Origin of the sequence: Bacillus cereus group sp. N11, from assembly GCF_016483605.1 — a bacterium.
In the GTDB taxonomy this organism is placed as follows: domain Bacteria; phylum Bacillota; class Bacilli; order Bacillales; family Bacillaceae_G; genus Bacillus_A; species Bacillus_A toyonensis.
In genome coordinates this window covers 275258-301248 of record NZ_JAEHBN010000007.1, presented here as the reverse complement: position 1 = coordinate 301248, position 25991 = coordinate 275258, and the positions used below count along the sequence as shown (strand labels likewise).

Sequence of the window (25991 nt, the reverse complement as noted above, 5' to 3'; positions counted from 1 at the left end):
AAGACATTCCCCAGTGTCTTTGAATAGCTTCCATCCCTAATTAAATTGACATAAATTGTCCCCTTCCTTTGACCATCCTATGTGATGGTCTATTTTATTTTCTGAAATTTATTCTTTCTATAAACTACAGGAAAATCAGACTATTCATATAAAAACAAATAAAACCTTGCGAAATATTCAGAAAATATTGTTAAAATAGGGATTTTTTCGGTACAATTCATTTAGAAAGTAATTGTACAAAAACAGGGGGGGATTTTATTGAAGCAAACAAAAGCGATCTTACTTGCATTGTTTCTTGGTCTAATTGTTGGACTCACTTTAAATTTAGCTGCACCATCTATTTTTGAACCTTTAAATCAATATGTGTTTAACCCAATTGGCCAACTGTTTATTCGACTCATTAAAATGCTAGTTGTTCCTGTTGTATTCATTTCCATCGTACTAGGGGCTGCTGGTCTTGGAGATCCGAAACAACTTGGAAGAATCGGTTTAAAATCAATTTCATTCTTTCTCGTCACAACAGCAGTTGCTATCTCTATTGCAGTGACATTTGCACTTATCATCAAACCAGGAACTGGCGGTAACTTTAAAACAGACGGGCTTACGTATGAAGGTGCAAAAACTGAAACATCTTTCGTCGATACATTGCTGAATATTGTGCCAGATAATCCAGCTAAAGCGATGGCTGATGGTAACATGTTACAAATTATTGCCTTTGCTGCATTAATCGGACTCGGTTTAGCTGTTTTAGGAAAACGAGTTCAAGGTATCCATTCATTACTTGAACAGGGCAACGAATTAATGATGTATCTTGTTAATCTCGTTATGAAATTAGCCCCAATTGGAACATTTGGTTTGCTTGCTTCATCCGTTGGTAAAATGGGGCTTGCAGGCGTCGCTGCGATGTTCAAGTATATGATAGTCGTTATGTTAGTACTCATTATTCACGGTGTCTTCATATATGGCGGCTTATTAAAGATATTAGCGAAAGAAAGTATTATTCGTTTCTTTAAACATTTCGGACCAGTAATGGCAATTGGATTTAGTACATCTAGCTCTAATGCATCTCTTCCATTCGCAATGAAAACGGCACAAGAAAAACTTGGAGTTCCAAAAGCGATAAGCTCCTTTGTACAACCACTAGGTGCAACGATTAATATGGATGGCACTGCCATTATGCAAGGTGTGGCAACTGTATTTATCGCTCAAGTGTACGGAGTTGAACTTACATTAGCACAATTAGCCATGATCGTATTAACTGCTGTACTAGCTAGTATCGGCACTGCTGGTGTACCAGGTGTTGGACTTGTAATGCTTACAATGGTTTTAAATCAAGTAAACCTACCAGTAGAAGGTATTGCTTTAATTATCGGTATTGATCGCATCCTAGATATGTCTAGAACAGCTGTAAATATTTCCGGTGATGCAATTTGCGCAATGATTGTCGCAAAATCAGAAGAAAAATATAATACAGATCAATCGGCAGCATCTTAAATCAAAAAAGGAGTGAAATGATTCACTCCTTTTTTGATTTACTTCCTTTTTTTGAACGATATTCTTTCCCTTTATTATCGTTACCAGTTTCAAATTCAGTACTAAATTCCTGATTAAACTTTCCTGATTTTGGTGAACCTTGATTCGCGCTTCCTTTACTACCATTACGATTCGTCATATTTCTCCCTCCTTCCATTATTAGTAGTATGGCGCTCTATCTTTTTTCATACACATTTTATTTTTATAAGCTATTACACAAGAAAGAAGACCTTCCACATATAAGGAAGGTCTTCTTTTTCACTAGGTAAACGTTTTCTTGTTTGTAATTAATTAAATAAGTTTTTGGGAAATAGAAATCATTACATTCATTTCATCTTCTGAAAGTGCGGAAAATCTTTCTTGTAAGTATCGTTTTTTCGCCTCTTCCATTTTCGCAACTAAATCTTTCCCTTGTTCTGTAATCTCTAAATATACAACTCGGCGATCTGATGTAGAACGTGAACGGGTTACGAAACCTTTATTAATTAATTTTTCTGTAACAGCTGTAATATGACTATTCGACACATTTAACTCATTAGCGACACGTGATACCATTTCTTTATTTGTACGATTCAATATTCTAAGGACGATGAACTCATTCCACGGTATGTAACCACCAAATATTTTTCCAATGTCATTACGCAACGTGCGAAACATCGCAAAAACATTTGTCGATAGTTCTTCCATTAATTGTTCTCTATTTTGAGACAACTTTGACAGCCCCTTTTATTTCATTTAGTTAAATAAAAACCTTATTAATAATTTTACATGAAATCTTACTTTTTGTCACCTTATTTTCCCATAATTCGTAGTTTTTTAATATGCATTTCGTGATACAATAAACTTGATTTTCCAGAAAAAGGAGTTTAAGTAGTGAGTGAGGAAGACAAATTTTCTAATCTCAGTCTAAAAGTTAGGACTATCGTTATTAGTTTTGTTGTTTTTATTCTCATTACATTTTTTACATTTATATTTTTTGTATATGTAGGAATCTTTCAAATTACGGGTATAGAATACTCATCACGAACAGCTATACTACTCTTTTTTTTACTTATTCTTTTATTAGATGGTATTACATATTTTATATTCATTTTCTTTAAATCGCTCCTACAGCCAATGATGACAAGTATGCCAAATTGGCTCTCAATTGCTCTTCTCTCCATTATTGAAATTACACTAGATTGGTTCGTCATTCATACTGCCGACGACTGGATAGAGAGCGTACAAATCTCCAACATAGCTGAACTATGTGTCGCACTATTCCTTTACACACTAAATATATTATTTAGTGATAAGAAAGAGTAAGAATACAAGCTTTTCTATATAAAAATTGGTACAATAAAAGCAAATCATACTAAAGAGGTGTTAATTATGAACTTACAACAATGGGCTGATAAAGGTATGTCCTTTGATACATATGTAAATGAAATGAAAGTAAACCAATATGAGCTATTACATATTTACAATAACTTTTTAATTCCAAATGAATTACTCCCAGTTTTAGAAGAACGCCAAAATGATGGCTGGCGTGTTATCGTATTAACAGCCGACTGGTGCGGAGATGCTCTTTTATGCGTACCTGTTATGAAACGAATTTCTGAAGTTGCAAATATTGATATGAGCTTATTAATTCGTGATGAAAACTTAGAATTAATGGATCAATACTTAACAAATGGAACAGCACGTGCAATTCCAATCTTTATTTTCATTGATAAGGACGGAAATGAACAAGCTGTCTTTGGACCACGCGCTCCAAAAGTACAAGAATTAGTAACTTCAATGCGCGCTACATTGCCTGAAAAAGAAGATCCAACATTCGAAGAAAAACAGAAAGAAATGTATGCTAATTTCCGTGCTACATTAGCTGATGATACTTCTCTTTGGGAACATGTAATGGAAAGTATGATTGAAAAAATAGTAAAATAAAAAAACTGCCGAAATCGGCAGTTTTTTTTGCAAAATCATAATCTTTTTTTCTGAGAATATGCAACATCTACGCACTCTGCTAAACGCTCCATCTCACCCATATATACCGCACGCGTCATCCATCCAGTCAACTTGTACATAATCTTATATATAAAGTTCTTCGGTTCAAATTCTACGATTAAAGTAAGCGATGTACCTTCTTCATCCTCTTCTAACATATAAGTTGCAGCAGTATAACCTTGTTTCATTTCACATCCAACTGATACGATATACGGTTCATCATACTCTAAAATTTCCGCCTCAAATTCATATATTTTCTTCCCCATTTTTTGCACAGATATATATTTATCACCTTCACGAGGTTTTTCAACATCTATATTTGAAGGATACCTATTTTCTACCATAAAGGTACTCCATTCTAGTATTTTCTCGTCATTATGTACATAATCAAACACAACATCAATTGGTGCCGGAATTATTATCTCTATTGCAAAACTCACTAAACTGCTCCTCTCAAATACCCTATAAATTTTCTCTATATTAATGTAACAAAATCATTATGTCATATTTTACATAGTGAAATACAAGTAAATGAGAGCAAAAACTTTATTTTCTCCTGCTATAAAAGAAATACTCTATAGAGTAGACTTTTTCAAGCGTCTAATCTATAGAGTATTTCTGGTGATTTCTTCTTACATAATGAAGAAGAAATAGAATACCGCAGCTAAAATGAAACGATAGTAAGCAAACGGTGTTAGTTTTACACGTGCTAATAATTTTAAGAATGAAACAATTGCAAGCATCGCAACAACAAATGCTGTAATAAATCCTGTTGCAAATAACGGTATATCAGCTGTACTTAATATATCCCAGCTTTTAATTAAATCTAAACCACTTGCAGCTACCATCATTGGAACTGCTAAAATGAACGTATATTCAGCTGCCGCTGTATGAGACACGCGAGCTAATAAACCACCACTTATTGTTGATCCAGAACGAGAGAACCCTGGCCAAAGCGCTAAACATTGGAACATTCCAATTGTAAATGCTTGTTTATATGTGATTTCATCTAACGTTCTTGCTGTACTTGGTTTTGAAAACTTCTCAGCAACAATCATTAAAATACCACCAGCTATTAAACTAATGACAACTGGTCCTGGACCAAATAAAACTTTTTTAATTGTACTATGGAATAATACGCCAAGTATGCCAGCAGGAATCATCCCAATAATAATATGTAATAAATTCAACGACGGTCCGTCTGTTACTTTACCTATGCCAACTAAAGACCATAAACGCTTCCAAAATATAACAACAACTGCTAAAATCGATCCCAATTGAATAACAACTTCGAAAACTTTCGCTCTCTCGTCGTCAAATCCAAGTAAATGACCTGTTAAAATCATATGTCCTGTTGATGAAACTGGTAAAAATTCTGTTAAACCTTCAACAGCACCCATGATTATTCCAATTAACCAATCAGCCACGAGTAGTGCCTCCTTAATAACGAATATGTAATTTTTTCACACCTTATCATAATACCTTATCCCTTTTCAATGTGCATCCTTTTTTTATTGCTTATATATATACTGGTGCGTATTTCTTTTTTATTTTTTGATTAAATTGTATGATAGGAAGGATTGTTTTTTTATCGGAAAGGGGATTTTATGAAAGAAACTACTTCATTCTCACAAAAGCTAAAACACTTTGTATTACTATTCTTCCCGATTTTCGTAACCCAAATGTCATTATTTGCAATGAGCTTTTTTGATACGACAATGTCCGGACATGCCAGTCCAATTGATTTAGCAGGTGTGGCTATCGGAACAAGTATATGGCTCCCAGTTAGTACAGGATTAACAGGGGTTTTAATGGCTACTACTCCTATTGTTGCCCAACTCATTGGATCCAAGAAAAAAGAGGATGTTCCTCACGTTGTCATACAAGCAGTTTATTTAGCAGTTTGCGCTAGCTTCGTTGTTATCCTTATTGGCTTCTTCGTTGTTCCACCTATTTTAAATGGCATGCGATTAGAAGAACCTGTTGAACGTATTGCAGCACAATTTTTAAGTATTATCGCGATTGGAGTTATCCCATTATTTACTTATACTGTTTTGCGTGGATTTATTGATGCATTAGGAAAAACTCGAACAACGATGATCATTACATTACTATCATTACCGATTAACGTAGTATTAAATTATGTATTAATTTTTGGGAACTTTGGTTTCCCTAAACTCGGTGGTGTCGGTGCAGCAATTGCTTCTGCAGCAACCTATTGGTGCATTTTAATTATTACCGTCATTATTATTCGTACGAAAGAGCCATTCGCATCTTTTAATATTTTTAAACAGTTATATCGTCCTTCTCTTTCGAGTTGGAAATCATTTTTAAAACTTGGCGTCCCTATCGGATTTGCTATCTTTTTTGAAACGAGTATTTTCGCTGCAGTTACACTAATGATGAGTAACTTTAGTACGACAACAATTGCAGCGCATCAAGCAGCTATGAACTTCGCTTCCTTGTTATATATGACTCCTTTAAGTTTAGCAATGGCAATGACGATAGCAGTTGGATTTGAAGTTGGAGCAAAACGATATGATAGCGCAAAACAATATGGATTTATCGGCATTGGATTAGCCCTTGCTTTCGCTCTTTTCTATTCGATTCTTCTTTATTTCTTTGATGATGGAATTGCATCTATTTATACGACAGATGCAAATGTTCACCATTTAGCAAAAGAGTTCCTTATATTTGCGATTTTATTTCAAATTTCAGATGCAATTGCAACTCCTGTACAAGGAGCACTACGTGGTTACAAAGACGTAAATGTTGCCTTAATTATGACATTAGTCGCTTATTGGGTAATAGGTCTCCCTCTCGGTTACATATTAGCAACATATACCGACTGGGCAGCAAAAGGATATTGGATTGGTCTTATTATCGGTCTAGCATTTGGTGCTAGCTTCCTTCTAATCCGTCTCTTCCAAGTTCAAAGAAAATATACAACACAAAACAGCCGCTAACGCTAGAGCGGCTGTTTTCTTTATGCATATTTTTTCTTGTAACGTATAACATAATGAAAAAGAAAGGTGGATACATATGGACGAAAAAGAAAAAGATCAATCATTCGATGAAGAATTCGCCCCTGAAATCTCACCTGGATACCAGCAAGATATACATAAACCACCTAAATATAAAAACGCTTCGTTTTTAATGGGCATTACCATTTTCGCTGCTGTATTACTCGTACTCATTATTTTCGTCTATTTTTAAGGAAAGGTGACATATTATATGAAGAAACAAGATTCAAATCACTCAAAAAGAACTGTGAAAACGGAAAAAGGATATGCAGGCGATTCTGTTTATACACAGAAACAAGTGGAACAAGGAAATGTATACATTGCTCAAAAAGAACTTGGTCAACAAAATGAAAATCTTTAACCCCCTCTACTCCTCGAGGGGGCTTTTTATCCCGCTATTTGTGGACAGTAAGAGTGAACACCTTACTGATTAAAGTTTCACTTTATTGTACGTACTGCTTTTGTTCGAGCACCCTAAATATATTATTAACCTTTACAACTTTCACGTCATAATTTACTTTCATTTCACTTTTCTTACCATTTTCAGTACCCGCAACATACGCTACAGCATGATAGAGAAAACTCTCATCCGTCACTTCACGTATCTCCTCGTTTGTAAATTTATACTCTAAATCTCGAAAACGATTTGGATAATAATTTTGTATTAATTGTTCATATCCCCTACTTACAAATATCTCTTCGCCTTTTCGCTTCACATCTTCTTTATTATGAAACTCAAACACTGATAATTGTGCTGTCACAAAGTGCTCTCCTACTTGTTTCATTTCTTTATGAGTTAAAGTTTCTATACTTTTATTCTTTAATTCCTTATTTAACTCGTACTGATCTATCGATTTAAAGGTAGCGAAAACTGCCTCTTTATATGACCAAAACAAACCAAAAGCGATACATATAGAAATGATTACTATTCTTTTCTTCACCATACACCCCATCCCTATTCATAATGTTAGTTACATATTAACATATAGAATGAAAATTCTGATATTATAAAATGGAATATCAGAATTTTAACTTAGAAACGAGGAACGATTATGGACTCTTACAAACAGTATATAAAACAGGCTCTGCCTAATCTTTCTATACATTCATATAAACAAAATGAAGAAGGATGGGATAATATAGCGGTTATAATTAATGACGACCTACTGTTTCGTTTCCCACGAAAACAGGAATATGCTAAACGAATTCCGTTAGAAAAAAACTATGCACACTTCTCTCTCATTCGCTACAAGAAATTGAGGTTCCAAAGTATCACCTATTATATAAAAAGGGTACTGATACTATTCCGCTTTGTAGTTACTATACTCTCATTCATGGTGAACCGTTACAAAAAGAAATAGTTACCACACTAGAGAAACAAGAATTGAAAGCAATCATTACACAATTAGCTACTTTCCTTGCGGCACTACATAATATTCCTGTAAAACAAATTACAACGTTAGGATTTCCAATTGAAAAAACAATTACCTACTGGAAAGAGCTACAAACAAAATTAAATCAGTATCTTACTAACATGTTTACTTCATTACAGAAATCAGCCTTACATCATTTATTCGAAAATTTCTTTGCATGTATAGCTACATCCACTTTTCAAAATACAATTATTCACGCCGATTTTACACATCATCACATTTTATTTAATAAGCAGAACAAGAATATTTCAGGGATTATCGATTTTGGTGATGCTCAAATTGGAGATCCTGCCTTTGATTTTGCCGGGCTCTATTATGATTTCGGACGTGAATTTACAACATCTGTATACGAACAATACAGTACAATTATTTCTCACCACGATCCATTACTCATTCACCGTATAACTAGTTTTTATCAATACAGCCCTTTACTACATAATATTATTTATAACTTTGAAACAAAGAATGCGCTTAAATTCATAGCAGATACAGAACAGCTAAAAGCGATATTACAGGGACGAGATTAAATTCTCTCCCTATATTCTTTCTCCTCATACATCATTAACTTTTTATCCATTTCAACAATAACTTTGTACAATTGAAATGCCTGTAAAATTTGCAGTTGAATTCCAAAAGGAGCATTTTGTTCTTTTAACCATTGAAATACTTTCGTTTCATCTTTCATTGATTATTCCTCCTCTTATAAAGTGAAACTTTAATCAGCGGGGGCATCCCCCACTGATTATTAGCCCGCATTAAAATCTGCTACAAATATACCGTAAATGATGAAAAGCTTTTCATGTCAATAACAAAAAGGATGCAAATTGGCATCCTTTAATGTACGATATTTTCCTTCTGCTTCGCTTCTTCCTTTACTTCTTCCCCCTGGCATTCACTACGAAAAGCACAACTCGTACACTCTGAACGAAAATCACGCTCTGTATAGTGCTCAGGTTGCTGTAACATTTCTTTCATTCTAAATAAATCATCCATTCCAGTTATAATATCTTCCTGTTTCGGAATGTATTCATACTTAGTTCCTTCCATTAAATTAATAATTTCAATTTTCCCTGGAAGAATGCCGAAAGCTTTATAACTGAATACTGTCATTAACTTCTGACAAAGAGCTAGCATTTCCTCATCCGCATCAATAACATATTTTTTAATTACAAATGACTCTGTACTCCACTCACCAACTTCAAATGTCAATGACATGTGGACACCTAACTCTTCCATATATGTTTGAAACTTCTCATACAAAAACAATGGTGGCGTCTGACTATCATCTCTTTCAACAAACTGTAATAAGTGATCAGTTAGCTTTGCTAATACAATATAGTACCCCGTCTTCGAAGCAAACATACTAATCCTTACCTTTTTCCAATACTTTTCTATTAATATTAAAAGCACAATTTTCGTTTGTTGGCTCGCAGGTAGCATGTAATACTCATTAATAATTTGATTCACAATCATTTGTGCTATTTGTTGCCATTCAAATGAAGAAGGTTCTCTTCTTTTTATATGACGGAAATAAAATTTATGTGGACAACGCATAAAATCATACAAATGATAATCTGTCATCGTTTTTATTGCGATTTTCTCATGCAATTGCTCTTCATCTCCCTTCTGCCATTAAGAAAGGTGTTTTACGAATTCAGCTCCAAACTGTAAACATTTTTCTACATCTTCATCTTCTGGCGTTAATTCTACTTTTAGTCCTTCTAACACAACTGCTGCTCCGCGTTCCTGCAGCTTTTCTATTAAAATATCAACCGCTACTCCGTATTTTGGATAAGCCGAATCACAAGAACCGAATGCCGCTGCTTTTTTACCAGTTAAATCAATAGAATCCATTGCATCATAAAAATCTAAGAAGTCGTCTGGAAGATCCCCGTCTCCCCAAGTATAAGCGCCTAAAATAATACCATCATACTGTTCTAATATAGAAGCTTCTGGTGAATCCATAATATCAATAACTTCAATCTCATTCTCTGTTTCACGAATGGCGCCTGCAATATGATCTGCCATTTCCTCTGTATTTCCACTCATACTTGCATAAATCATTACTAGCTTACTCAACTGAATCTCTCCCTTTACTATGTATCGCTTTTTCTGTTTGCATTTTATTCTTCTCATCTACATATTCAGAACGAATTACATTTCGTTGCCATTCCATATGCTGATCAACATCTTTATTTTTATTTTTTAATCCCCTTCGCAGAAGGTGATATTTTTTTCTCATTAACATGTCGCATCCATTCCATTGATAATAATTATCAATTTCAACTGTAACATTAGATTAATTGAAATTGATTATCAAAGTCAATAACTATTTTTAAAAAAATGATTAAAATGTACAAGCTTGTCCGTTAGCTATTCATATACTATAAATGAGCATAGTTCTTTCTCAGCCCTCTCTGACGGAAAGAAATAAAAGCAACTGCGATAGAGCGCAGTTGCCTTTTTTTATATGCACCTATGATTTTAGTAGTCTTATGGCCGCCTCTAAAAATAATTCCACTCCATAAATTAAAGCTGATTCATCTACATCAAATTTTGGATGATGGTGCGGATAACAAGTATTATCCTCTTGATTCCTCGTCCCCAATTTAATGAAGCAACCCGGTGCTTTTCTTAAATATGCTGAAAAATCTTCTCCCCCCATAGAAGGTTCAAGCTTCACAACACGCTCATTCCCGAACAAATGTAGTGCGCTTTCTTCTACCACTTTTGTAATATATTCATTATTAATAACAGGATCATATCCGTAACGATACGTATATGTGTAATCCCCTCCATGTGCTTTTGTAATTCCTTTCACGATTTGTTCAATTTTCTCTTCTGCTTCCAATCTTAACGTTTGATTAAAAGAACGCACAGTTCCCATTAAAGTTGCCGTATTGGGAATAATATTGTCAGCCTTTCCCCCATGAAATTGCGTAACTGAAACTACCCTCTGCATAAAAGCACTTGTATTTCTTGATACGATATGTTGTAAATTTGTAATAATCTGCGCTCCAATAGCAATAGGGTCTATCGTTTCTTCTGGCCGCGCTGCATGCCCTCCTTTACCGTGAATTTCAACTGTAAATACGTCTGGCGCTGCCATCATCGGCCCATATACAATTCCTATCTTCCCGCTTTCCAATCCAGACATAACATGTAAACCTATTACATAATCAACACCGTCCATCACACCCGCCTCAACCATTTCCCTAGCACCACCAGGATATACCTCTTCTGCATGCTGAAAGAATAGACGAATTTCCCCTACAAACTCTTCCTTCATATTTGACAGCGCCTCTGCTGTACTTAACAAAATAGCCGCATGTGCATCATGCCCACACGCATGCATCCTTCCTTTATGAACAGATGTATAAGATTTACTTGTCTCCTCTTGAATTGGTAAAGCATCAATATCAGCTCGAATCGCAACTACTTTACCTTGTTCCACACCCCTTTTAATTGCTAATACACTGTATTTCGTTGGCCTTGTTACTTCAAAAGAAGAAAATGAACATAACGTATCATATATAAATTGCGAAGTTTCTTTTTCATGAAACGATAATTCCGGATACTTATGAAAATGCCGTCTCCATTTCATAATATTTTCTTCTGAAATAAGATTCTTCCACACTCTATTCATGATAATTTCCTCCTTTTAAAAAAGAGCTAGAAATTTAAAGTTTACTCAGCCTTTGTTGATTGCATGAAAAAACAAATATTATATTTTTCACGCCTTCTTACAATCCACTTTTATGTATTCATACAATCCACTTTCTATTTACATGTCAAACCCATTACAAATTCATGCCGAATGTAATATAATTGCTAAGTTAGGGATTTTCTTTTTTAGTATTTAGTGCTAATATCAGAAAAGAGCCTTTTGTCTTATTTTTACCTAAAATGTGGAATTTTGTTTTTTTCACAATAATGTAGGACATGATACCTACAAAGAGCTATTATTTCATTAAGAGAGGGAAAGACATGGAAAGATTAAAAGAGATATGGTCTCGACCACTCACACAATGGGTTGCAAAGACGGTTTATTATCTTGCAATTTTATTTGCATTACTTTGGTTGTATGGATTCCATGATACAAACACAAGTACATTTATTTACAATGAATTCTAGGGTGGGAACGTTATGAAGTTATTAGAACAAATTGAAAAGTGGGCTGCAGAAACGCCTGATCAAACCGCTTTTGTTTGGCGAGATGCGAAAATTACGTACAAACAATTAAAGGAAGATTCTGATGCGTTAGCACATTGGATTTCTTCTGAATATCCAGATGATCGTTCACCAATTATGGTGTATGGCCATATGCAACCTGAAATGATTATAAACTTTTTAGGGTGTGTAAAAGCTGGACATGCTTACATTCCTGTAGATTTATCTATCCCAGCTGATCGCGTACAACGTATCGCTGAAAATTCTGGTGCGAAATTACTTTTATCAGCTGCAGAAGTAACTGTAACTGATTTACCAGTTCGCATCGTAAGTGAAGACAACTTAAAAGATATTTTCTTTACTCATAAAGGGAACATTCCAAATCCTGAACATGCGGTAAAAGGTGATGAGAACTTCTACATTATTTACACATCAGGAAGTACAGGTAATCCGAAAGGGGTTCAGATTACTTATAACTGCCTTGTTAGCTTTACAAAATGGGCTGTAGAAGATTTCAACTTACAAACAGGGCAAGTATTCTTAAACCAAGCACCTTTCTCATTCGATTTATCTGTAATGGATATTTACCCATCATTAGTAACAGGCGGTACACTTTGGGCAATCGATAAAGATATGATTGCACGTCCAAAAGACTTGTTTGCTTCTCTAGAGCAATCGGATACTCAAGTATGGACTTCAACACCATCTTTCGCTGAAATGTGTTTAATGGAAGCATCTTTCTCTGAGAGTATGCTACCAAACATGAAAACATTCTTATTCTGCGGTGAAGTGTTACCAAATGAAGTGGCTAGAAAACTAATTGAGCGTTTCCCGAAAGCAACAATTATGAATACGTACGGTCCAACAGAAGCTACTGTTGCTGTAACAGGTATTCACGTTACAGAAGAAGTGCTTGATCAATACAAATCACTTCCAGTTGGCTACTGTAAATCAGACTGTCGCCTTCTTATTATGAAAGAAGATGGTACAATTGCACCTGATGGTGAAAAAGGTGAAATCGTAATTGTCGGTCCAAGTGTAAGCGTTGGATATTTAGGAAGCCCTGAATTAACAGAAAAAGCATTTACTATGATTGACGGTGAGCGCGCCTATAAAACAGGCGATGCTGGCTATGTAGAAAATGGTCTTCTATTCTATAATGGTCGTCTTGATTTCCAAATTAAGCTTCATGGTTATCGAATGGAATTAGAAGAAATTGAGCATCATCTTCGTGCGTGTTCTTATGTAGAAGGAGCAGTTATTGTTCCGATTAAAAAAGGTGAGAAATACGATTATTTATTAGCGGTTGTTGTTCCTAGAGAACATTCGTTTGAAAAAGAATTCAAATTAACATCTGCAATTAAAAAAGAACTCAATGAGCGATTACCAAACTACATGATTCCACGTAAATTCATGTATCAATCTTCTATTCCAATGACACCAAATGGAAAGGTAGATCGCAAAAAATTATTGAGTGAGGTTACAGCATGACCGCATATGGATCATTTTATTTTTTCGCTATAGTGGGCATTTTATTAATACCTACTATCATAGCTGGATTAAAAGGTAAAATGTTGCGTAAATATAATGCCGTTTTAACATTAGTCATGATTGCTATTATCTTCTCGGATAAACCGAAGCAAGCAATGATGTTAGCTGCATTTATTATTTGGCAATATGTCCTTATTAAAGGCTATTTAATTTTAAGAAAACAAAATAATAGTACATTCACGTTTTGTATAGCTGTTATTTTATCGATTTTGCCTCTTATTTTGGCAAAAATCGCACCGTTTGCATCGTTTTTACCTGAGTTAAAACTTGTTGTTTTTCTAGGTATATCTTACGTAACATTTAGAGCAGTTCAAATGGTATTTGAAGTTCGTGATGGTTTAATTAAAGAACTTTCTTTCTTTAACTTCTGGGAATTCGTTCTATTCTTCCCTGCGATTTCAACAGGACCTATCGATCGTTACCGAAGATTCCAAAAAGATATTCAAAAACCACCTAGTGCAGAAGAATATCAAAATTTACTATATACAGGGTTAAACCGTATTTTCCAAGGTTTCTTGTATAAATTTATTATTGCTTACTTAGTAAAGCAATACTTTATGGATCCAGCATTTGCTCAACAAGATACAATCCTTTCAAATATGATTTACATGTATAGCTATAGCTTATATTTATTCTTCGACTTTGCTGGTTATAGCTCATTTGTAATTGGTGTAAGTTATATGATGGGAATTAAAACGCCAGAAAACTTTAATAAGCCGTTTATTAGTCGTAACATTAAAGACTTCTGGAACCGCTGGCACATGAGTTTATCATTCTGGTTCCGTGACTTTATTTACATGCGTTTCGTCTTTTTTGCAACGAAGAAAAAGTTAATTAAGAACCGTTACACTATTTCGTATATCGGTGCATTTTTAAACTTCTTCATTATGGGAATTTGGCACATCCAAGGAAGCGCTGTTGCGCAGTATGTTATTTATGGTCTATATCATGCCGCACTGTTTATTCTATTCGATATTTTCGAACGAAAAAACAAGAAGCATAAGTTTTGGCCAAACAATAAATTTACACACGTCCTTGCGATTGTAATTACGTTCCACGTTGTATGTTTCGGTTTCCTTATTTTCTCTGGACACCTTAACAGATACTTTTAATGCACCCTTCTTATTCTATTAAGAAGTTGCACATATAATATATTTGGATATAAAGGAGATTTTAAAAATGGCAGAATTCAAAGAGCAAGTATTAGATATTTTAGAAGAAGTATGTGAGAACGATATTGTGAAAGAAAACTTAGATGTTCAATTATTTGAAGAAGGTATTCTTGATTCTTTCGCTGTAGTATCTTTATTAGTTGAATTCCAAGAGCGTTTAGATATTGAAGTTTCTATTTCTGATTTTGACCGTGACGAGTGGGCTACACCAAACATGGTTATTAAGAAGTTGGAAGAAATCCGATGAACAAAGCAAAATTTGGTCCGATGCTTTTAGCATTGGCCCTTTTTGCTGTATTCTTACTTATTCCGACGCGCTTCCTACTTCCACTTTTAAGTGATGAAAAAGTAGAACAAGCTGCAACTTCTTTGAAAGAAGAAAAGATTCAAAGTATGATTTTACAGCAAAAGATGTTAGCAGATCCGAAATATCTTCCGATGTACGGTTCATCGGAATTCGCACGTATGGATGCTTTCCATCCATCAAATTATTTCAAAGTAAAGCCTGAAGGGTTCACACCATTCCTTCTTGGACGCGGCGGAACACAAGACCTTGTACACGTATTAAACTTTGCATCTACAATGGATCAATTGAAAGACAAGAAAATGGTATTCGTTCTTTCTCCGCAATGGTTTGTGCCACAAGGTATTGATGAAACACACTTTGCACCTAACTTTTCAAAACAACAAGGCTATCATTTCCTTTTCAATGATGACTTAAAGCCTGAAATGAAAAAACAAATTGCAAAGCGTTTATTAAACTTTGAGATCGTTAAGAAAGAAACTTTACTTAAAGTTTCGCTTGAAGGTATCGCTTATGATGATACAAAGCATAAAGTAAAAGCACTTGCTGCTAAACCTTTCGCTTATGTGTATCGTAACATTTTAGATCGTAAAGATTTATTTACAGCAATGTTTGATATTAAACCGCATAAAGAAAAACTTGACCCTTCATTAAAACAAATGAACTGGGATGAAGCTCGTAAACATGCGGATCAAACAGGTGCAGCAGAATCAGGGTCTAATGAATACGGTATTGAAGACGATTACTTCAATAGCAAAATTAAGAAGAAATTAAAGCAACGTGAAGGCTACTTAAAAAATGATGCTTATGACCAATCACCAGAGTATGAAGACTTACAACTTGTACTTGATTTATTAAAACAATCTGGTGCAAAACCACTCTTCATTTCTGTTCCTGTAAAAGGTCCTTGGTACGATTACGCTGGATTCCCGAAAGAACGCCGTGAAGCGTACTATAAGAAAGTTCATGAGCAAATTGAGAAAGCTGGTTATCCAATTGCCGACTTCTCAAACCATGAATATGATAAATACTTCTTAAAAGATCATATGCACTTAGGTTGGAAAGGCTGGGTTTACATCGACGAGGCCATCCAACAATTTTATAAAGCAAACTAATGAAAAGACCGCTTGAACTATTCAAGTGGTCTTTTTCTATATACATTTTGTAATTGTTCCATTACATCCTCTGCTTCTTTCACGACCCGCTCCACTACGTGCTGAGCTGGCTCAATTCTTGCTAATGCCGATGCTTGTCCCGCCCAAAGTGACATATATTCTCCCTTGTTTTGCGTCGCTGCTTCTTGGCGTATTTTAGAAGTTAATACGTTTTGCACTGGATACATCGGAAGCCCTTCTTCTTTTCCTTCGTGTCTCTCTATAAATTCATTACGAATACCCCGTGCATATTTCCCGGAAAACGCACGAGTTACAATTGTACTGGTATCTGTACTTTTTAATACAGCCTCTTTATATACGTCATGTGTAATACTTTCTTCACTCGTTAAAAAAGCTGATCCCATTTGAACAGCTTCTGCCCCTAACGCAAATGCTGCAACAAGCCCTTGTCCGTTCATTACACCACCTGCTGCAACAATTGGGATATGCGGAACTGCCGCTACTAACTGCGGAATTAACGCAAACGTACCAATCATTGCATCTTGTTCTTTCCCAATAAACGTTCCTCTATGACCTCCTGCTTCGCTACCTTGCCCGGCGATAATATCTACCCCTAGCTCGGCAAGTGCTCTCGCTTCTGCTACATGAGTCGCTGTTCCGATGACTTTTATTCCTCTTCTTTTTAATTCATCTATTTCTTCTTGTTCTAACGTTTGGAATGCAAAGCTAACGACCGGTACCTTTTCTTCTACTAACACTTGTAATTGTTCTTTATAACTTTTTGGAAGATTTACTACATCCTCTTCCTCAATACCTAACTCTCTATTCACTCCATTAAGTAAGACTTTCGCCTCATTTATCTTCTCTTTTTCTATCTGCACCTCTTTCGTTAACAGTAAATTAACACCGAAAGGCTTATATGTTAGTTCCCTTATTTTATAAATCGCTTTACGAATTTGTTCTGGGCTCATATAGCCTGCTCCAAGCGTTCCTAATCCTCCGCTATTACTTACAGCTGCAACAAGTTCTGGCGTTGTAATGGCACCCGCCATACCTGCTTGAATGATGGGATACTTAATTTGCAATATGTCTATTACTCGACTTGTAAACATCATTTCCCCTCCTATCCCCCTTATATCTTCTTTATTTGACAAGCTTTCCCCTTCTTTTACAAGGGTTGAACTTCATATGAAGCGAATATATTGAAAGAGAAGGAGGCTGAAAACAATGATTTATCCAAATGCGTTAAAACATGGTGATACAGTAATGATTATTGCACCGTCTGGTCCACCTACAATTGAAAGTGTATTAAAAGGTGTAAATGTATTACAAGAGATGGGATTATCCGTAATAATTGGGAAGAGTATTTATGAAAAGTATGGGTATTTAGCTGGAAGTGACCAAGTTCGTCTTGATGATATACATGAAGCCTTTACAAATAATGAAGTAAAAGCAATTTTCTGTGCACGAGGTGGTTACGGAAGCGCTCGTCTTCTCCCTCACATTCAATATGAAATCATTCAACAAAACCCCAAAATTTTTTGGGGATACAGCGATATTACAGCTTTACATACTGCTTTTTCACGTTATGCAAAGCTTGTTACGTTTCATGGTCCGATGATTGAAGAAGTAGGCAAAGGTATAGATTCTCTCTCTTTATCTTCTTTCAATCAGCTCTTCCACCCGTATTCTTCTATCTTATCTGCATCAGAATGTATCGTACCTAGCTCAGCCTGTACAGCTACCGGTACATTAGTTGGAGGGAATTTAGCTGTTTTAACGAGTGTAATTGGTTCACCCTATGAAATAAGTACAGCCAATACACTTTTATTGCTTGAAGATATCGGGGAAGAACCGTACCGCATCGATCGTATGTTAAATCAACTACTTTTATCTGGAAAGTTTAATGAATGTAATGGCGTTATTTTTTCAAGTTGTCATGATTGCACCCCTTCTAAACCATCTCAATCATTGCAAACAATATTATATGAATATTTCATGCCATATGATATACCTGTCCTATTCGGTTTACCGATTGGACATATAAATCCAAATATCGGTATTCCCCTTGGAGCTACAGCAACAATAAATACAAATAATAAAACACTCTCTATTTCTTCAGGCGTAGCACTCCATGTTTAAATTAAAAAGGAAAAGCGATTAAGCTTTTCCTTTTACTTATAATAATTAAAAATTCGTCCAGATGCGATATCTGCAATTTCTTCCGGAATAAATGTTTTACTTATATCAGTACCAACATTTAATACAGCTGTTGCATCCTTCTCAATGCCACCAAATAATTCTTTTCCACGTATCGTAATAAGGGGTGTACCTTCTGGCAACACATCTTTTACAAATTTCAATTGTGTAAAGAACGGAACGATCCATCTACCCTCTCCTTGGAAATGACGCAAACGAAGTGTTCCTTCCGTTGCCCCGTCTTCTGCTTCAAGTGAACCAGCAACATAAAACTCCGTTGATAAGAGCAATTCATAAAATTCCTTTTGCTTTTGTTTATCCTCACCTGCTAAAACGAGTACTTTTTCTATTTTCTTTACTGAAATTTGCTCCATATGATGCCACCCCTATTTTCAAAATGATTATACTTAGATTATACGAAATATTCTTATTTTTTTCTACATAATTCCGTAATTATTTTCTTAAAATAATTTTAAGATATCTTCAGTCGTAACGATTTTAGCAAATTCATCATGTAAGTTTACAAGTGTCATATTGTGAATGTCCTCTGCACTATACTCTGCCCCGTCCAGACCTTTCCGATTGAATGTAGCCGTCGCATCGCTCACTAAATACGTTGTAAATCCTAAATTACCTGCCATCCGTGTTGTAGTCTCCACACAATGATTTGTTGTTAGTCCTACAATCACTACCGTATTACATTTTTTCTCTCTTAATTGTTCTTCTAAATTTGTCCCAATGAACGCGCTATTAACGGATTTCTGGATAATTATTTCATCTCGCAGTGGTTTCACCTCTTCTTTAAAGTTTACTGTTTCTGCTTGTTGATAAAACATCGACTGAACATTTTCTTTATTTACATGTTGAATATGAAAAACTGGTCGCTTCCTTCTTCTCCATTCTTCTAATAAACTTTTCATATTTTTTTCAGCAAAAAGATTATTTCTCTCCCCCCAGTATGGTAATTGAAACGCCTTTTGTACATCAATTATGATAAGTGCTATTTGATTAATCATCATTTTCTCCTTAATTTGGTTGTAGTTGAAATACAAAACCAAGTTGCTGCGACGCAGTAATAAAACAAATATAAGCACAAAGTTCTACAATTTCTTTTTCCGTCCAATATTGTTTTAATACATGAAACATATTATCATCTATCGCCTTTCGATCATGAACAAATGTATGCGCAAAAGTAACGGCTACACTAATCTCCTCTGCCTTTTGCACATCATCAGGTCTTCCCTTTGCCATGCAATACGGACATTCATTCCCATATGCTAATGTTCTTCTCACTTGCTCCTTCAACTCTGCTGAAAGTGTTCCTTTATTGTACAGTGTATCCTCTAACGTACTCCACGAATGTAATATATCTGGATTATGGCCTAATAACTTTTGAAACTTTGTATCTCCTACATTTGATAATGAAATTCTCTCCATCATTTCCCCTCCTATTTCCTTCTATTTTATTGTAAAATAAATGAAGTTCACTTTACATTTCATATGAATCTTAATTCATATTTTTTCTTTACAAAAATTATCATTTTGCTGGAGGTATATTTACAAATGCAACTAGACCGTGTTGATCGAAAGATTTTAAATGAATTATATAATGATAGTCGCCTTTCCATGCGCGAATTAGCAAAGCGAGTAAACTTATCCGCTCCGTCTACTACAGAACGTGTTCGTAAACTTGAAAGTGAAGGAATTATTCAAAAATACACAATCGATATTGATTATAAAAAAGCAGGACTTGTTTTAGATTGTATTTTAGAAATCACTTTAAAAAATGGTGATACAACACGTATGCAACAGTTTATCCAGTCTTATCCATCTGCAAGTTTTTGTTACCGAGTAACAGGAAGCTTATGCTACATTGTAAAAATTTCTGTTCCTTCACTCGTTGAACTTGAAGAATTTATCAATGATGTTTCTTCATATGCAACGACAGTTTCTCATATCGTATTATCAGAAGTATCTCTTACTCCAGACATTGAGCATATCTTCCCAGAAAATTAATTTATTTTTATCACGCTATTTGTTGGCAGTAAAACTCCCACCTCAAAATTCAGTTGCAGCCAAAAAGTTAATAGGGAGTCTGGCTACCCGTAAACGCCCAATTGGTGAAAGTTAATAATCGGTGAGGATGAATAAAACTCCAACTCATTAAAGTTTCACTTTATTCACAAAAAATCTAAAAACCCCTTACAAAAAGAATAAAAATAATATATTATGTATTAAAATACATAAAGTTCGAGAAAGGGGCTTTACATTGAAAATCTGGTTTTATGAAAAAACAGCACAATTAGATGACTTGCTTGGTATTTGGGACAATGTTCCGACGATCCCTCGAATTGGTGAAAAAGTGGAGCTTTTAAAAACTGTCCGCACTGTTACAGATATTAAATATGTAAAGAACGGTAATAATTTTCGTGTAGAAATTATTACGAATTAAAAAACATCTCTCCTTTTATACAGGAGAGATGTTTTTTAATTATCTATCATGTGCTTTTTTTATAACGATTTTATCTTCTTCTACAGAAACTGTTACATAATCATTTTCTTCTAACCGAAGTTTATTTACCGCTTCATCTGGTAGTTCTACAGCCATCAATCTATCTGTTACGATCACTTGACTATACAATTCATTTTCTTGTGATGCATTCACTACCTTTTCTTCATTTATGAAGCGCACTGGTGGCACACCCACTTCTTTTACTGTACGCCATTGTTTCCAAACATAAGGAATTAACCAAAGTAACCCAACAACTGTAAGACCGATACCAATCCATAAATTACTTTGTGCTTGTAATTCAGGAATTGAGATTGCAGTACCTTCTTCTCCACCGACAAATTGCATACTTGTCGCAATTAAATTATTAAGAGCATGCACAGCAATATTCGTCCATATATTTTTCGTTTTTATGTATAAAAGGCACATAACAACACCAAACATGAAAGCACCAATAACATCAAAGTGTCCTAAACCAAAAATAAGTGAAGATATAATTACAGCTTTTTTAATTCCCCATTTATAAGCCATTCGCTGTAAAAAGAATCCCCTAAAAATAATCTCTTCCATAATAGGTGCTAATACACATGCTGAAATGAAAGTAAATATCGTCATATATATGTTACTCGTATTAATAACAGTTCCATCTTCTAACATGGTAACTAAGAAATTCGGTAACGTATGTGCTAATATGTAAAATTGAATATGAGATATACCGACTGAAAAAATCATTCCCATTATCGTTGCTAATAAAATGAGTCCCCACGGTAAACGTCCTGGCTTATCAAAGAAACTTTTAAAAACAACATTATTTTTATTCACTTTTACGTACAACCAAAATAACGGAAATACAAAAAATACAGTTATTTGTGAAATAACCTCTAACGTGCTATCAGAAACATTTGATAAACCTAATGGAATCATCGTAAGAAACAACCCTATCATCATCCATCCAAAAAAGCTACGTAGTCTTATACGTGAAAATGCATATTGCAATATTGCACACCTCCAAAGATCGTTAAAGTAAAACTTTAATCAGTTATAGGGAACCCTTCTCCTACAAATAGCAGGATAACTATATTATAATATGAATATAGTTGAAAATCTTCCTATTTTTCTCAAATACTTTCGAGCAACGTATCTCTTAACATATATAATAACGAATTTATTGGATATACCATATCACAGTTCTTCAACTTCGTTACAACTTACATTTGCTGTACTTAAATAGCTGGAGAAGATCCGGTATTCTATCGCTAACAGCATCTCAAATTAACAATACAGAATACTAGAAATGTAAAAAACTATGTAATAAAAATCCCCGTTTTTACAAACGGGGATTTCTTTTATTATAATACGTCACGTTTTTGGAATAATGCACTTGATGCTACAAGTAATACAGCAAAATATGCAGCTAAAAGTAATAATGAAGTTGTAAACGTAAATTCTGCAAATGGTGGCTCCATTCCACCGCTTACCAATTTATTACTGTCGTAAGCTCTTAAATCTAAATGGAAGAATACTACAAACTTCGCTACACCTTTTGCAAACATCATTAGTGCAATAGTAATTGCTCCTTGCAAGAAATATAAGAACAACGTAATAATTAATGGCAATACGGATTTTCTAAATACATTTGCTAAGAAAAAGGCAAGTGTTGCAAAGAAAAATGGTGATACAAGCTGATATAACATCGTTTTTAAAACAATTCCTAACGTTAAATCTGTTTTACTACCATCCATTACAATACCACCAATAATCGTTGCAATGAACATACCAGCAAATATGATAAATAGCATCGCTAATAACACAGTAATATATTTAGAAAATAAAACTGTAAGTCGTTTTCTTGGACGAATTAACAATTGTTTAATTGTACCTTTTTGGAACTCATCAGTAAGAGTACGGGCTGCAAGTGTGATCCCAAAAATTGTTGCGAATAAAACGATTAAACCAATCTCTGAGTTTGCATAATCTAAATACGACCCCTTAAACTCATCACCTTTTCCCCACTTCATCATTGCTAAATTTCCTAAAATTTCGAGTGCCGCAATGACACCGATTAAAATATACATACCTTTTTTCGCATGTAACTTTAAAAATTCATTTTGAATTAATTTAAACATTACGCTTTCACTCCCCCAGTAATCGCTAAGAATTCATCCTCTAACGTTTTATTTTGAACGGTAACACCATATACAAGCACATCAGCATGCACAAGTTTTTTTACAAGCTGTGGAATGCTCTCTTTTGTTACAGATGCCACAATTACATTCTCCTGTGCTTTACCTTTAATAATTTCATTCGCTTTCTGAACTTCATCTACTTCAAACGCTACTACTACTGTCTCATCATGTTTCGCTTGTTCATGTAAGTTGTACTCTTGTACAAACTCACCTTGTTTAATAATTACGACGCGATCACACATTAATTCAATTTCACTTAATAAGTGACTCGATACGATTACCGCGATATTCTCTTCTTTCGCTAGTCGTTGTAAATAATCACGAATTTGGCGAATACCAGCTGGATCTAATCCATTTGTCGGTTCATCTAAAATTAATATTTTCGGCTGATGAAGTAACGCCTGTGCAATTCCTAAACGTTGTTTCATACCAAGTGAGTATGTTTTTACCTTTTTATGAATTGCATGCTCTAATTCAACAAGCTTTACAATTTCAGCGATGCGCTCTTTATTAATAGCTGTAATTGCCATGTTCGCAAAATGCTTTAAGTTTTGCATACCAGTCATATAATCATATAGTTCCGGATTTTCTACAATCGCTCCAATTTGCTCTAACGCCTTTTCACGTTCCGTGCGAATGCTATGACCACAAATTGTAATATCGCCTTCTGTCATAGAAATAAGACCTGTCATCATACGAATTGTCGTCGTCTTACCACTACCGTTCGGTCCAAGGAATCCGTACACTTCCCCTTCTCGTACCTCAAATGATAAACCTCGAATAATTTCTGTTCTACCAATCTTTTTTCGAACATTTTCTAATTTTACTACTACATTTCCCAATGCTGATTCCTCCTTTAGACTTCTAGTTTTTTGTCGATTATGCGGCCTGTAATGACTAGTAATATAATTGTTAATAAACAATTAAAACATAGATTTAAAACTGTAATATCTGTGCCAGAATAGAATGATGTATTTAAAAAGCCATTTTGATCTATAAATCCAATATTATTTATGGCAAACACATACTTTTCTATTTGATGAAAGATATACGTTATTCCCCCATTAAATGCGATAAAAATGAAGAATAAGACTACGCAAACAATCTTACTCATCGATGATTTCACATTGAATAGCTTCACAATTACTATAATTAAATAAACTGAAACTAGCATATTAACAAAATCTAGTCCCCATAAGAAAATAGATAACATATGATGGAATATTCCATAATCATATAAACTGTGGATCGCTTGCTGAACACCTAAATTTGTTTTTCCATTGTAAATATTTAAAGAAAAATAGTATAGAAAAATAATTCCTATTCCTAGTAAAATCATAAAGAGTAGTACAGAAAATAAAACATTTGCACATATATACTTTTGTGCTGAAATAGAAGTACAACGTAGCATAGAGTTTTTTAGCATTTTTCGAAAAGACGATATACCTGTTAGAAAAATTGCAAATCCATTTATACCTAGTACGATAAAAAATATAATAATGATTATATCTTGCCTACCTGAAATTCTAGCTCCTGAAACTCCTTTCATATTAAATAAAAGAATTAATGAAACTGTAATAAATCCGAAGTAAATAATGGCTATCTTTCTCTTATTACAATTATACAAATAACGAAAAAGCTGATTCATTTCTCATAGGCCTCCTTAAACAGCTCATGTACTGCTTTCCCTTTTTGAAATCGTAGTTCTTCCACATTTTCATGCAATATTATTTCTCCATCTTTCAAAAAGATTACTTCATCAAATATATTTTCGATTTCTCTTATTAAATGAGTCGATATAAGCAACGTACAATCTTCACGATAAAATTTAAGGATTAGCTCAAGTACATGTTCCCTAGAAACAAGATCAATCCCGCCCAGCGGTTCATCCAGTACGTATAACTTCGCTTTTCGAGAAAATGTTAAAATGATTTGTAGCTTCTCAATCATCCCTTTTGACAATGCTTTAATTTTTTCTTCTAACGGTATTTTAAATTCCGCAATCGTATCTACCGCTTTTTGAATATCGAAGTCTTTATAAAAATCTCGATAGAAAAATAAAGCATCTTTTACAGTCATCCAATCATCAAAGACTGGCTTATCGGACATAAATGAAACAATTTCTTTCGTCTCTAACCCAACTTTTTTACCGTTAATTGTAATGCTACCTTCAGAAGGGTGCTGCAAACCTGCAATCATTTTCAATAACGTCGTTTTCCCGCTCCCATTATCTCCAACAAGCCCTATAATTTTCCCTTCCGTAATCTCTATGTTCAATTCACGAATCACTGCTTTTAACCCGTATCTCTTCCATAAGTTTTCTATTTTTAATAGTTCTGTCATTTGCTCTCCTCCCTCTTCTCATGTAAGGAAGAACGAAGAATTGAAAGGATTTCGTCTTCTGAAAACCCTAAGTTATCCATTCCATCTATAAAAGAATGAAGTAATTCTTTCGCCATATCTTTGCGCAGCTCCATAATTTTCTCCCCTTCATTCGTTACATATCGTCCCATTCCTCTACGCGTTACAACAACACCATCACGTTCCAATTCTTGAAATGTTCGTTGAATTGTATTTGGATTTACTTGTAATTCACTCGCTAATTCACGTACAGAGGGAATTTTATCACCAGGCGATAAATGCCCAACTACAATTTCTTTTTTTATGTATTCCATTACCTGAATGTAAATGGGTGTATTTGGAGAAAATTCTATTTTCATTTCTTCCCTCCTTCTGTCTTAGTGTACTAGTTAAATAGTACACTAAGACAGAATATATGTAAATACTTACAAATAAAATGTAATAAAAAG

Annotated in this window: 34 protein-coding genes and 1 pseudogene; 15 read left to right on the top strand and 20 right to left on the bottom strand. The window is 34.5% G+C overall.

What is annotated here, in order from left to right; all coding sequences use genetic code 11:
- Positions 1 to 258 precede the first annotated feature (258 nt).
- Positions 259 to 1494, top strand: coding sequence for a dicarboxylate/amino acid:cation symporter (locus JDS98_RS14380; RefSeq protein ID WP_199633994.1), 1236 nt, complete (start codon positions 259 to 261; stop codon positions 1492 to 1494).
- A 22-nt stretch (positions 1495 to 1516) separates the two neighbouring features.
- Here the strand turns inward: JDS98_RS14380 and JDS98_RS14375 are convergent, their stop codons facing one another.
- Together JDS98_RS14375 and JDS98_RS14370 are read right to left on the bottom strand one after the other, a co-directional pair.
- Positions 1517 to 1672 (bottom strand): hypothetical protein, encoded by a 156-nt coding sequence (locus JDS98_RS14375; RefSeq protein WP_000184925.1) that lies wholly within the window; start codon positions 1670 to 1672, stop codon positions 1517 to 1519.
- Positions 1673 to 1824: 152 nt separating this feature from the next.
- The gene (locus JDS98_RS14370; RefSeq protein ID WP_000081437.1) at positions 1825 to 2244 is read right to left on the bottom strand and encodes a MarR family winged helix-turn-helix transcriptional regulator; all 420 of its coding nucleotides are present in this window, start codon (positions 2242 to 2244) and stop codon (positions 1825 to 1827) included.
- Between the two features lie 162 nt (positions 2245 to 2406).
- On the opposite strand from JDS98_RS14370, the gene JDS98_RS14365 reads away from it, so the two are divergent.
- Positions 2407 to 2838 (top strand): YrvL family regulatory protein, encoded by a 432-nt coding sequence (locus tag JDS98_RS14365; protein ID WP_199633993.1) that lies wholly within the window; start codon positions 2407 to 2409, stop codon positions 2836 to 2838.
- 33 nt (positions 2839 to 2871) lie between these two features.
- On the top strand, positions 2872 to 3459 hold the full coding sequence (locus JDS98_RS14360; RefSeq protein ID WP_073990710.1) for a thioredoxin family protein: 588 nt from the start codon (positions 2872 to 2874) through the stop codon (positions 3457 to 3459).
- 35 nt (positions 3460 to 3494) lie between these two features.
- Here the strand turns inward: JDS98_RS14360 and JDS98_RS14355 are convergent, their stop codons facing one another.
- Together JDS98_RS14355 and uppP are read right to left on the bottom strand one after the other, a co-directional pair.
- The gene (locus JDS98_RS14355) at positions 3495 to 3959 is read right to left on the bottom strand and encodes an SRPBCC family protein (RefSeq protein ID WP_098710939.1); all 465 of its coding nucleotides are present in this window, start codon (positions 3957 to 3959) and stop codon (positions 3495 to 3497) included.
- 192 nt (positions 3960 to 4151) lie between these two features.
- A complete protein-coding gene (gene uppP / locus JDS98_RS14350; RefSeq protein ID WP_000796244.1) occupies positions 4152 to 4946 on the bottom strand; it encodes a bacitracin resistance undecaprenyl-diphosphatase in 795 nt (264 codons plus the stop codon).
- Between the two features lie 180 nt (positions 4947 to 5126).
- On the opposite strand from uppP, the gene JDS98_RS14345 reads away from it, so the two are divergent.
- The 3 genes from JDS98_RS14345 (at position 5127) to JDS98_RS14335 (ending at position 6903) form a co-directional block, all read left to right on the top strand.
- A complete protein-coding gene (locus JDS98_RS14345) occupies positions 5127 to 6485 on the top strand; it encodes an MATE family efflux transporter (protein WP_000665538.1) in 1359 nt (452 codons plus the stop codon).
- Between the two features lie 76 nt (positions 6486 to 6561).
- Entirely contained in the window at positions 6562 to 6735 is a 174-nt protein-coding gene (locus tag JDS98_RS14340; protein WP_000343554.1) for a hypothetical protein, read from the top strand.
- Positions 6736 to 6753: 18 nt separating this feature from the next.
- A complete protein-coding gene (locus tag JDS98_RS14335) occupies positions 6754 to 6903 on the top strand; it encodes a hypothetical protein (RefSeq protein ID WP_000743729.1) in 150 nt (49 codons plus the stop codon).
- A gap of 82 nt (positions 6904 to 6985) precedes the next feature.
- Here JDS98_RS14335 and JDS98_RS14330 read toward each other — a convergent pair whose 3' ends face one another.
- The gene (locus JDS98_RS14330) at positions 6986 to 7495 is read right to left on the bottom strand and encodes a biotin transporter BioY (RefSeq protein ID WP_199633992.1); all 510 of its coding nucleotides are present in this window, start codon (positions 7493 to 7495) and stop codon (positions 6986 to 6988) included.
- Between the two features lie 99 nt (positions 7496 to 7594).
- Between JDS98_RS14330 and JDS98_RS14325 the strand changes: the two are divergent.
- Positions 7595 to 8502: pseudogene (locus JDS98_RS14325) on the top strand (aminoglycoside phosphotransferase family protein).
- Here JDS98_RS14325 and JDS98_RS14320 read toward each other — a convergent pair.
- From JDS98_RS14320 to JDS98_RS14300, 5 genes are all read right to left on the bottom strand, one after another.
- Complete coding sequence (locus tag JDS98_RS14320) at positions 8499 to 8660, bottom strand: hypothetical protein (protein WP_000651091.1); 162 nt, start codon at positions 8658 to 8660, stop codon at positions 8499 to 8501. The pseudogene JDS98_RS14325 and the gene JDS98_RS14320 overlap by 4 nt on opposite strands.
- Positions 8661 to 8809: 149 nt before the next feature.
- Positions 8810 to 9583, bottom strand: coding sequence for a hypothetical protein (locus JDS98_RS14315; protein WP_098710940.1), 774 nt, complete (start codon positions 9581 to 9583; stop codon positions 8810 to 8812).
- Positions 9584 to 9607: 24 nt separating this feature from the next.
- The gene (locus JDS98_RS14310; protein WP_000041161.1) at positions 9608 to 10054 is read right to left on the bottom strand and encodes a flavodoxin; all 447 of its coding nucleotides are present in this window, start codon (positions 10052 to 10054) and stop codon (positions 9608 to 9610) included.
- Positions 10047 to 10217, bottom strand: coding sequence for a hypothetical protein (locus JDS98_RS14305; protein ID WP_001228174.1), 171 nt, complete (start codon positions 10215 to 10217; stop codon positions 10047 to 10049). The genes JDS98_RS14310 and JDS98_RS14305 overlap by 8 nt, the downstream gene beginning before the upstream one ends.
- Before the next feature lie 234 nt (positions 10218 to 10451).
- Entirely contained in the window at positions 10452 to 11621 is a 1170-nt protein-coding gene (locus tag JDS98_RS14300; protein ID WP_001082777.1) for a M20 metallopeptidase family protein, read from the bottom strand.
- Positions 11622 to 11962: 341 nt separating this feature from the next.
- Between JDS98_RS14300 and JDS98_RS14295 the strand changes: the two genes are divergently transcribed.
- The 5 genes from JDS98_RS14295 to dltD all read left to right on the top strand — a co-directional run bounded on the left by JDS98_RS14295 (position 11963) and on the right by dltD (position 16287).
- The gene (locus JDS98_RS14295; RefSeq protein ID WP_000440293.1) at positions 11963 to 12109 is read left to right on the top strand and encodes a teichoic acid D-Ala incorporation-associated protein DltX; all 147 of its coding nucleotides are present in this window, start codon (positions 11963 to 11965) and stop codon (positions 12107 to 12109) included.
- A gap of 12 nt (positions 12110 to 12121) precedes the next feature.
- A complete protein-coding gene (dltA, locus tag JDS98_RS14290; protein ID WP_098710941.1) occupies positions 12122 to 13636 on the top strand; it encodes a D-alanine--poly(phosphoribitol) ligase subunit DltA in 1515 nt (504 codons plus the stop codon).
- The gene (gene dltB, locus JDS98_RS14285; protein WP_000127935.1) at positions 13633 to 14808 is read left to right on the top strand and encodes a D-alanyl-lipoteichoic acid biosynthesis protein DltB; all 1176 of its coding nucleotides are present in this window, start codon (positions 13633 to 13635) and stop codon (positions 14806 to 14808) included. The genes dltA and dltB overlap by 4 nt, the downstream gene beginning before the upstream one ends.
- Positions 14809 to 14875: 67 nt before the next feature.
- A complete protein-coding gene (dltC, locus tag JDS98_RS14280) occupies positions 14876 to 15115 on the top strand; it encodes a D-alanine--poly(phosphoribitol) ligase subunit DltC (RefSeq protein WP_000807310.1) in 240 nt (79 codons plus the stop codon).
- Complete coding sequence (dltD, locus tag JDS98_RS14275; RefSeq protein ID WP_001030274.1) at positions 15112 to 16287, top strand: D-alanyl-lipoteichoic acid biosynthesis protein DltD; 1176 nt, start codon at positions 15112 to 15114, stop codon at positions 16285 to 16287. Before dltC ends, dltD begins: the two co-directional genes overlap by 4 nt.
- Before the next feature lie 17 nt (positions 16288 to 16304).
- Here dltD and JDS98_RS14270 read toward each other — a convergent pair whose 3' ends face one another.
- Entirely contained in the window at positions 16305 to 17399 is a 1095-nt protein-coding gene (locus JDS98_RS14270; RefSeq protein WP_098710942.1) for an NAD(P)H-dependent flavin oxidoreductase, read from the bottom strand.
- 115 nt (positions 17400 to 17514) lie between these two features.
- Between JDS98_RS14270 and JDS98_RS14265 the strand changes: the two genes are divergently transcribed.
- On the top strand, positions 17515 to 18429 hold the full coding sequence (locus JDS98_RS14265; protein WP_002038221.1) for a S66 peptidase family protein: 915 nt from the start codon (positions 17515 to 17517) through the stop codon (positions 18427 to 18429).
- 32 nt (positions 18430 to 18461) lie between these two features.
- Here the strand turns inward: JDS98_RS14265 and JDS98_RS14260 are convergent, their stop codons facing one another.
- The 3 genes from JDS98_RS14260 to JDS98_RS14250 all read right to left on the bottom strand — a co-directional run bounded on the left by JDS98_RS14260 (position 18462) and on the right by JDS98_RS14250 (position 19923).
- Positions 18462 to 18860: an SseB family protein gene (locus JDS98_RS14260; RefSeq protein WP_000435260.1), complete on the bottom strand. Its 399-nt coding sequence runs from the start codon at positions 18858 to 18860 to the stop codon at positions 18462 to 18464.
- 87 nt (positions 18861 to 18947) lie between these two features.
- Positions 18948 to 19502 carry a cysteine hydrolase family protein gene (locus JDS98_RS14255; protein WP_098710943.1) on the bottom strand — a complete coding sequence of 185 codons (555 nt, stop codon included), beginning with the start codon at positions 19500 to 19502 and terminating at the stop codon, positions 18948 to 18950.
- A gap of 10 nt (positions 19503 to 19512) precedes the next feature.
- The gene (locus tag JDS98_RS14250; RefSeq protein WP_000439732.1) at positions 19513 to 19923 is read right to left on the bottom strand and encodes a carboxymuconolactone decarboxylase family protein; all 411 of its coding nucleotides are present in this window, start codon (positions 19921 to 19923) and stop codon (positions 19513 to 19515) included.
- A gap of 126 nt (positions 19924 to 20049) precedes the next feature.
- Here JDS98_RS14250 and JDS98_RS14245 point away from each other — a divergent pair, with 126 nt between their 5' ends.
- Both JDS98_RS14245 and JDS98_RS14240 read left to right on the top strand, forming a co-directional pair.
- Entirely contained in the window at positions 20050 to 20502 is a 453-nt protein-coding gene (locus tag JDS98_RS14245; protein WP_001175506.1) for an Lrp/AsnC family transcriptional regulator, read from the top strand.
- A 253-nt stretch (positions 20503 to 20755) separates the two neighbouring features.
- On the top strand, positions 20756 to 20938 hold the full coding sequence (locus JDS98_RS14240; protein WP_000707110.1) for a DUF3913 family protein: 183 nt from the start codon (positions 20756 to 20758) through the stop codon (positions 20936 to 20938).
- 39 nt (positions 20939 to 20977) lie between these two features.
- Here JDS98_RS14240 and JDS98_RS14235 read toward each other — a convergent pair whose 3' ends face one another.
- From JDS98_RS14235 to JDS98_RS14210, 6 genes are all read right to left on the bottom strand, one after another.
- Complete coding sequence (locus tag JDS98_RS14235) at positions 20978 to 21991, bottom strand: CPBP family intramembrane glutamic endopeptidase (RefSeq protein WP_199633991.1); 1014 nt, start codon at positions 21989 to 21991, stop codon at positions 20978 to 20980.
- A gap of 353 nt (positions 21992 to 22344) precedes the next feature.
- Positions 22345 to 23121 carry an ABC transporter permease gene (locus tag JDS98_RS14230; protein ID WP_000475420.1) on the bottom strand — a complete coding sequence of 259 codons (777 nt, stop codon included), beginning with the start codon at positions 23119 to 23121 and terminating at the stop codon, positions 22345 to 22347.
- Positions 23121 to 24023, bottom strand: coding sequence for an ABC transporter ATP-binding protein (locus JDS98_RS14225; RefSeq protein WP_098710944.1), 903 nt, complete (start codon positions 24021 to 24023; stop codon positions 23121 to 23123). Before JDS98_RS14225 ends, JDS98_RS14230 begins: the two co-directional genes overlap by 1 nt.
- A gap of 14 nt (positions 24024 to 24037) precedes the next feature.
- Positions 24038 to 24829: a hypothetical protein gene (locus JDS98_RS14220; protein WP_001072488.1), complete on the bottom strand. Its 792-nt coding sequence runs from the start codon at positions 24827 to 24829 to the stop codon at positions 24038 to 24040.
- Positions 24826 to 25524: an ABC transporter ATP-binding protein gene (locus JDS98_RS14215; protein ID WP_098839286.1), complete on the bottom strand. Its 699-nt coding sequence runs from the start codon at positions 25522 to 25524 to the stop codon at positions 24826 to 24828. Before JDS98_RS14215 ends, JDS98_RS14220 begins: the two co-directional genes overlap by 4 nt.
- Positions 25521 to 25901 (bottom strand): GntR family transcriptional regulator, encoded by a 381-nt coding sequence (locus tag JDS98_RS14210; protein WP_000687521.1) that lies wholly within the window; start codon positions 25899 to 25901, stop codon positions 25521 to 25523. The genes JDS98_RS14215 and JDS98_RS14210 overlap by 4 nt, the downstream gene beginning before the upstream one ends.
- Positions 25902 to 25991 lie beyond the last annotated feature (90 nt).

What these genes read in the sequence shown, in the direction of transcription:
- JDS98_RS14375 (WP_000184925.1), bottom strand. Translation starts at nt 1,672, where the DNA reads ATGACGAATCGTAATGGTAGTAAAGGAAGCGCGAATCAAGGTTCACCA.
- JDS98_RS14345 (WP_000665538.1), top strand. Translation starts at nt 5,127, where the DNA reads ATGAAAGAAACTACTTCATTCTCACAAAAGCTAAAACACTTTGTATTA.
- JDS98_RS14340 (WP_000343554.1), top strand. Translation starts at nt 6,562, where the DNA reads ATGGACGAAAAAGAAAAAGATCAATCATTCGATGAAGAATTCGCCCCT.
- JDS98_RS14335 (WP_000743729.1), top strand. Translation starts at nt 6,754, where the DNA reads ATGAAGAAACAAGATTCAAATCACTCAAAAAGAACTGTGAAAACGGAA.
- JDS98_RS14330 (WP_199633992.1), bottom strand. Translation starts at nt 7,495, where the DNA reads ATGGGGTGTATGGTGAAGAAAAGAATAGTAATCATTTCTATATGTATC.
- JDS98_RS14320 (WP_000651091.1), bottom strand. Translation starts at nt 8,660, where the DNA reads ATGAAAGATGAAACGAAAGTATTTCAATGGTTAAAAGAACAAAATGCT.
- JDS98_RS14305 (WP_001228174.1), bottom strand. Translation starts at nt 10,217, where the DNA reads ATGAGAAAAAAATATCACCTTCTGCGAAGGGGATTAAAAAATAAAAAT.
- JDS98_RS14300 (WP_001082777.1), bottom strand. Translation starts at nt 11,621, where the DNA reads ATGAATAGAGTGTGGAAGAATCTTATTTCAGAAGAAAATATTATGAAA.
- JDS98_RS14295 (WP_000440293.1), top strand. Translation starts at nt 11,963, where the DNA reads ATGGAAAGATTAAAAGAGATATGGTCTCGACCACTCACACAATGGGTT.
- dltA (WP_098710941.1), top strand. Translation starts at nt 12,122, where the DNA reads ATGAAGTTATTAGAACAAATTGAAAAGTGGGCTGCAGAAACGCCTGAT.
- dltB (WP_000127935.1), top strand. Translation starts at nt 13,633, where the DNA reads ATGACCGCATATGGATCATTTTATTTTTTCGCTATAGTGGGCATTTTA.
- dltC (WP_000807310.1), top strand. Translation starts at nt 14,876, where the DNA reads ATGGCAGAATTCAAAGAGCAAGTATTAGATATTTTAGAAGAAGTATGT.
- dltD (WP_001030274.1), top strand. Translation starts at nt 15,112, where the DNA reads ATGAACAAAGCAAAATTTGGTCCGATGCTTTTAGCATTGGCCCTTTTT.
- JDS98_RS14270 (WP_098710942.1), bottom strand. Translation starts at nt 17,399, where the DNA reads ATGTTTACAAGTCGAGTAATAGACATATTGCAAATTAAGTATCCCATC.
- JDS98_RS14265 (WP_002038221.1), top strand. Translation starts at nt 17,515, where the DNA reads ATGATTTATCCAAATGCGTTAAAACATGGTGATACAGTAATGATTATT.
- JDS98_RS14260 (WP_000435260.1), bottom strand. Translation starts at nt 18,860, where the DNA reads ATGGAGCAAATTTCAGTAAAGAAAATAGAAAAAGTACTCGTTTTAGCA.
- JDS98_RS14255 (WP_098710943.1), bottom strand. Translation starts at nt 19,502, where the DNA reads ATGATTAATCAAATAGCACTTATCATAATTGATGTACAAAAGGCGTTT.
- JDS98_RS14250 (WP_000439732.1), bottom strand. Translation starts at nt 19,923, where the DNA reads ATGGAGAGAATTTCATTATCAAATGTAGGAGATACAAAGTTTCAAAAG.
- JDS98_RS14245 (WP_001175506.1), top strand. Translation starts at nt 20,050, where the DNA reads ATGCAACTAGACCGTGTTGATCGAAAGATTTTAAATGAATTATATAAT.
- JDS98_RS14230 (WP_000475420.1), bottom strand. Translation starts at nt 23,121, where the DNA reads ATGTTTAAATTAATTCAAAATGAATTTTTAAAGTTACATGCGAAAAAA.
- JDS98_RS14220 (WP_001072488.1), bottom strand. Translation starts at nt 24,829, where the DNA reads ATGAATCAGCTTTTTCGTTATTTGTATAATTGTAATAAGAGAAAGATA.
- JDS98_RS14215 (WP_098839286.1), bottom strand. Translation starts at nt 25,524, where the DNA reads ATGACAGAACTATTAAAAATAGAAAACTTATGGAAGAGATACGGGTTA.
- JDS98_RS14210 (WP_000687521.1), bottom strand. Translation starts at nt 25,901, where the DNA reads ATGAAAATAGAATTTTCTCCAAATACACCCATTTACATTCAGGTAATG.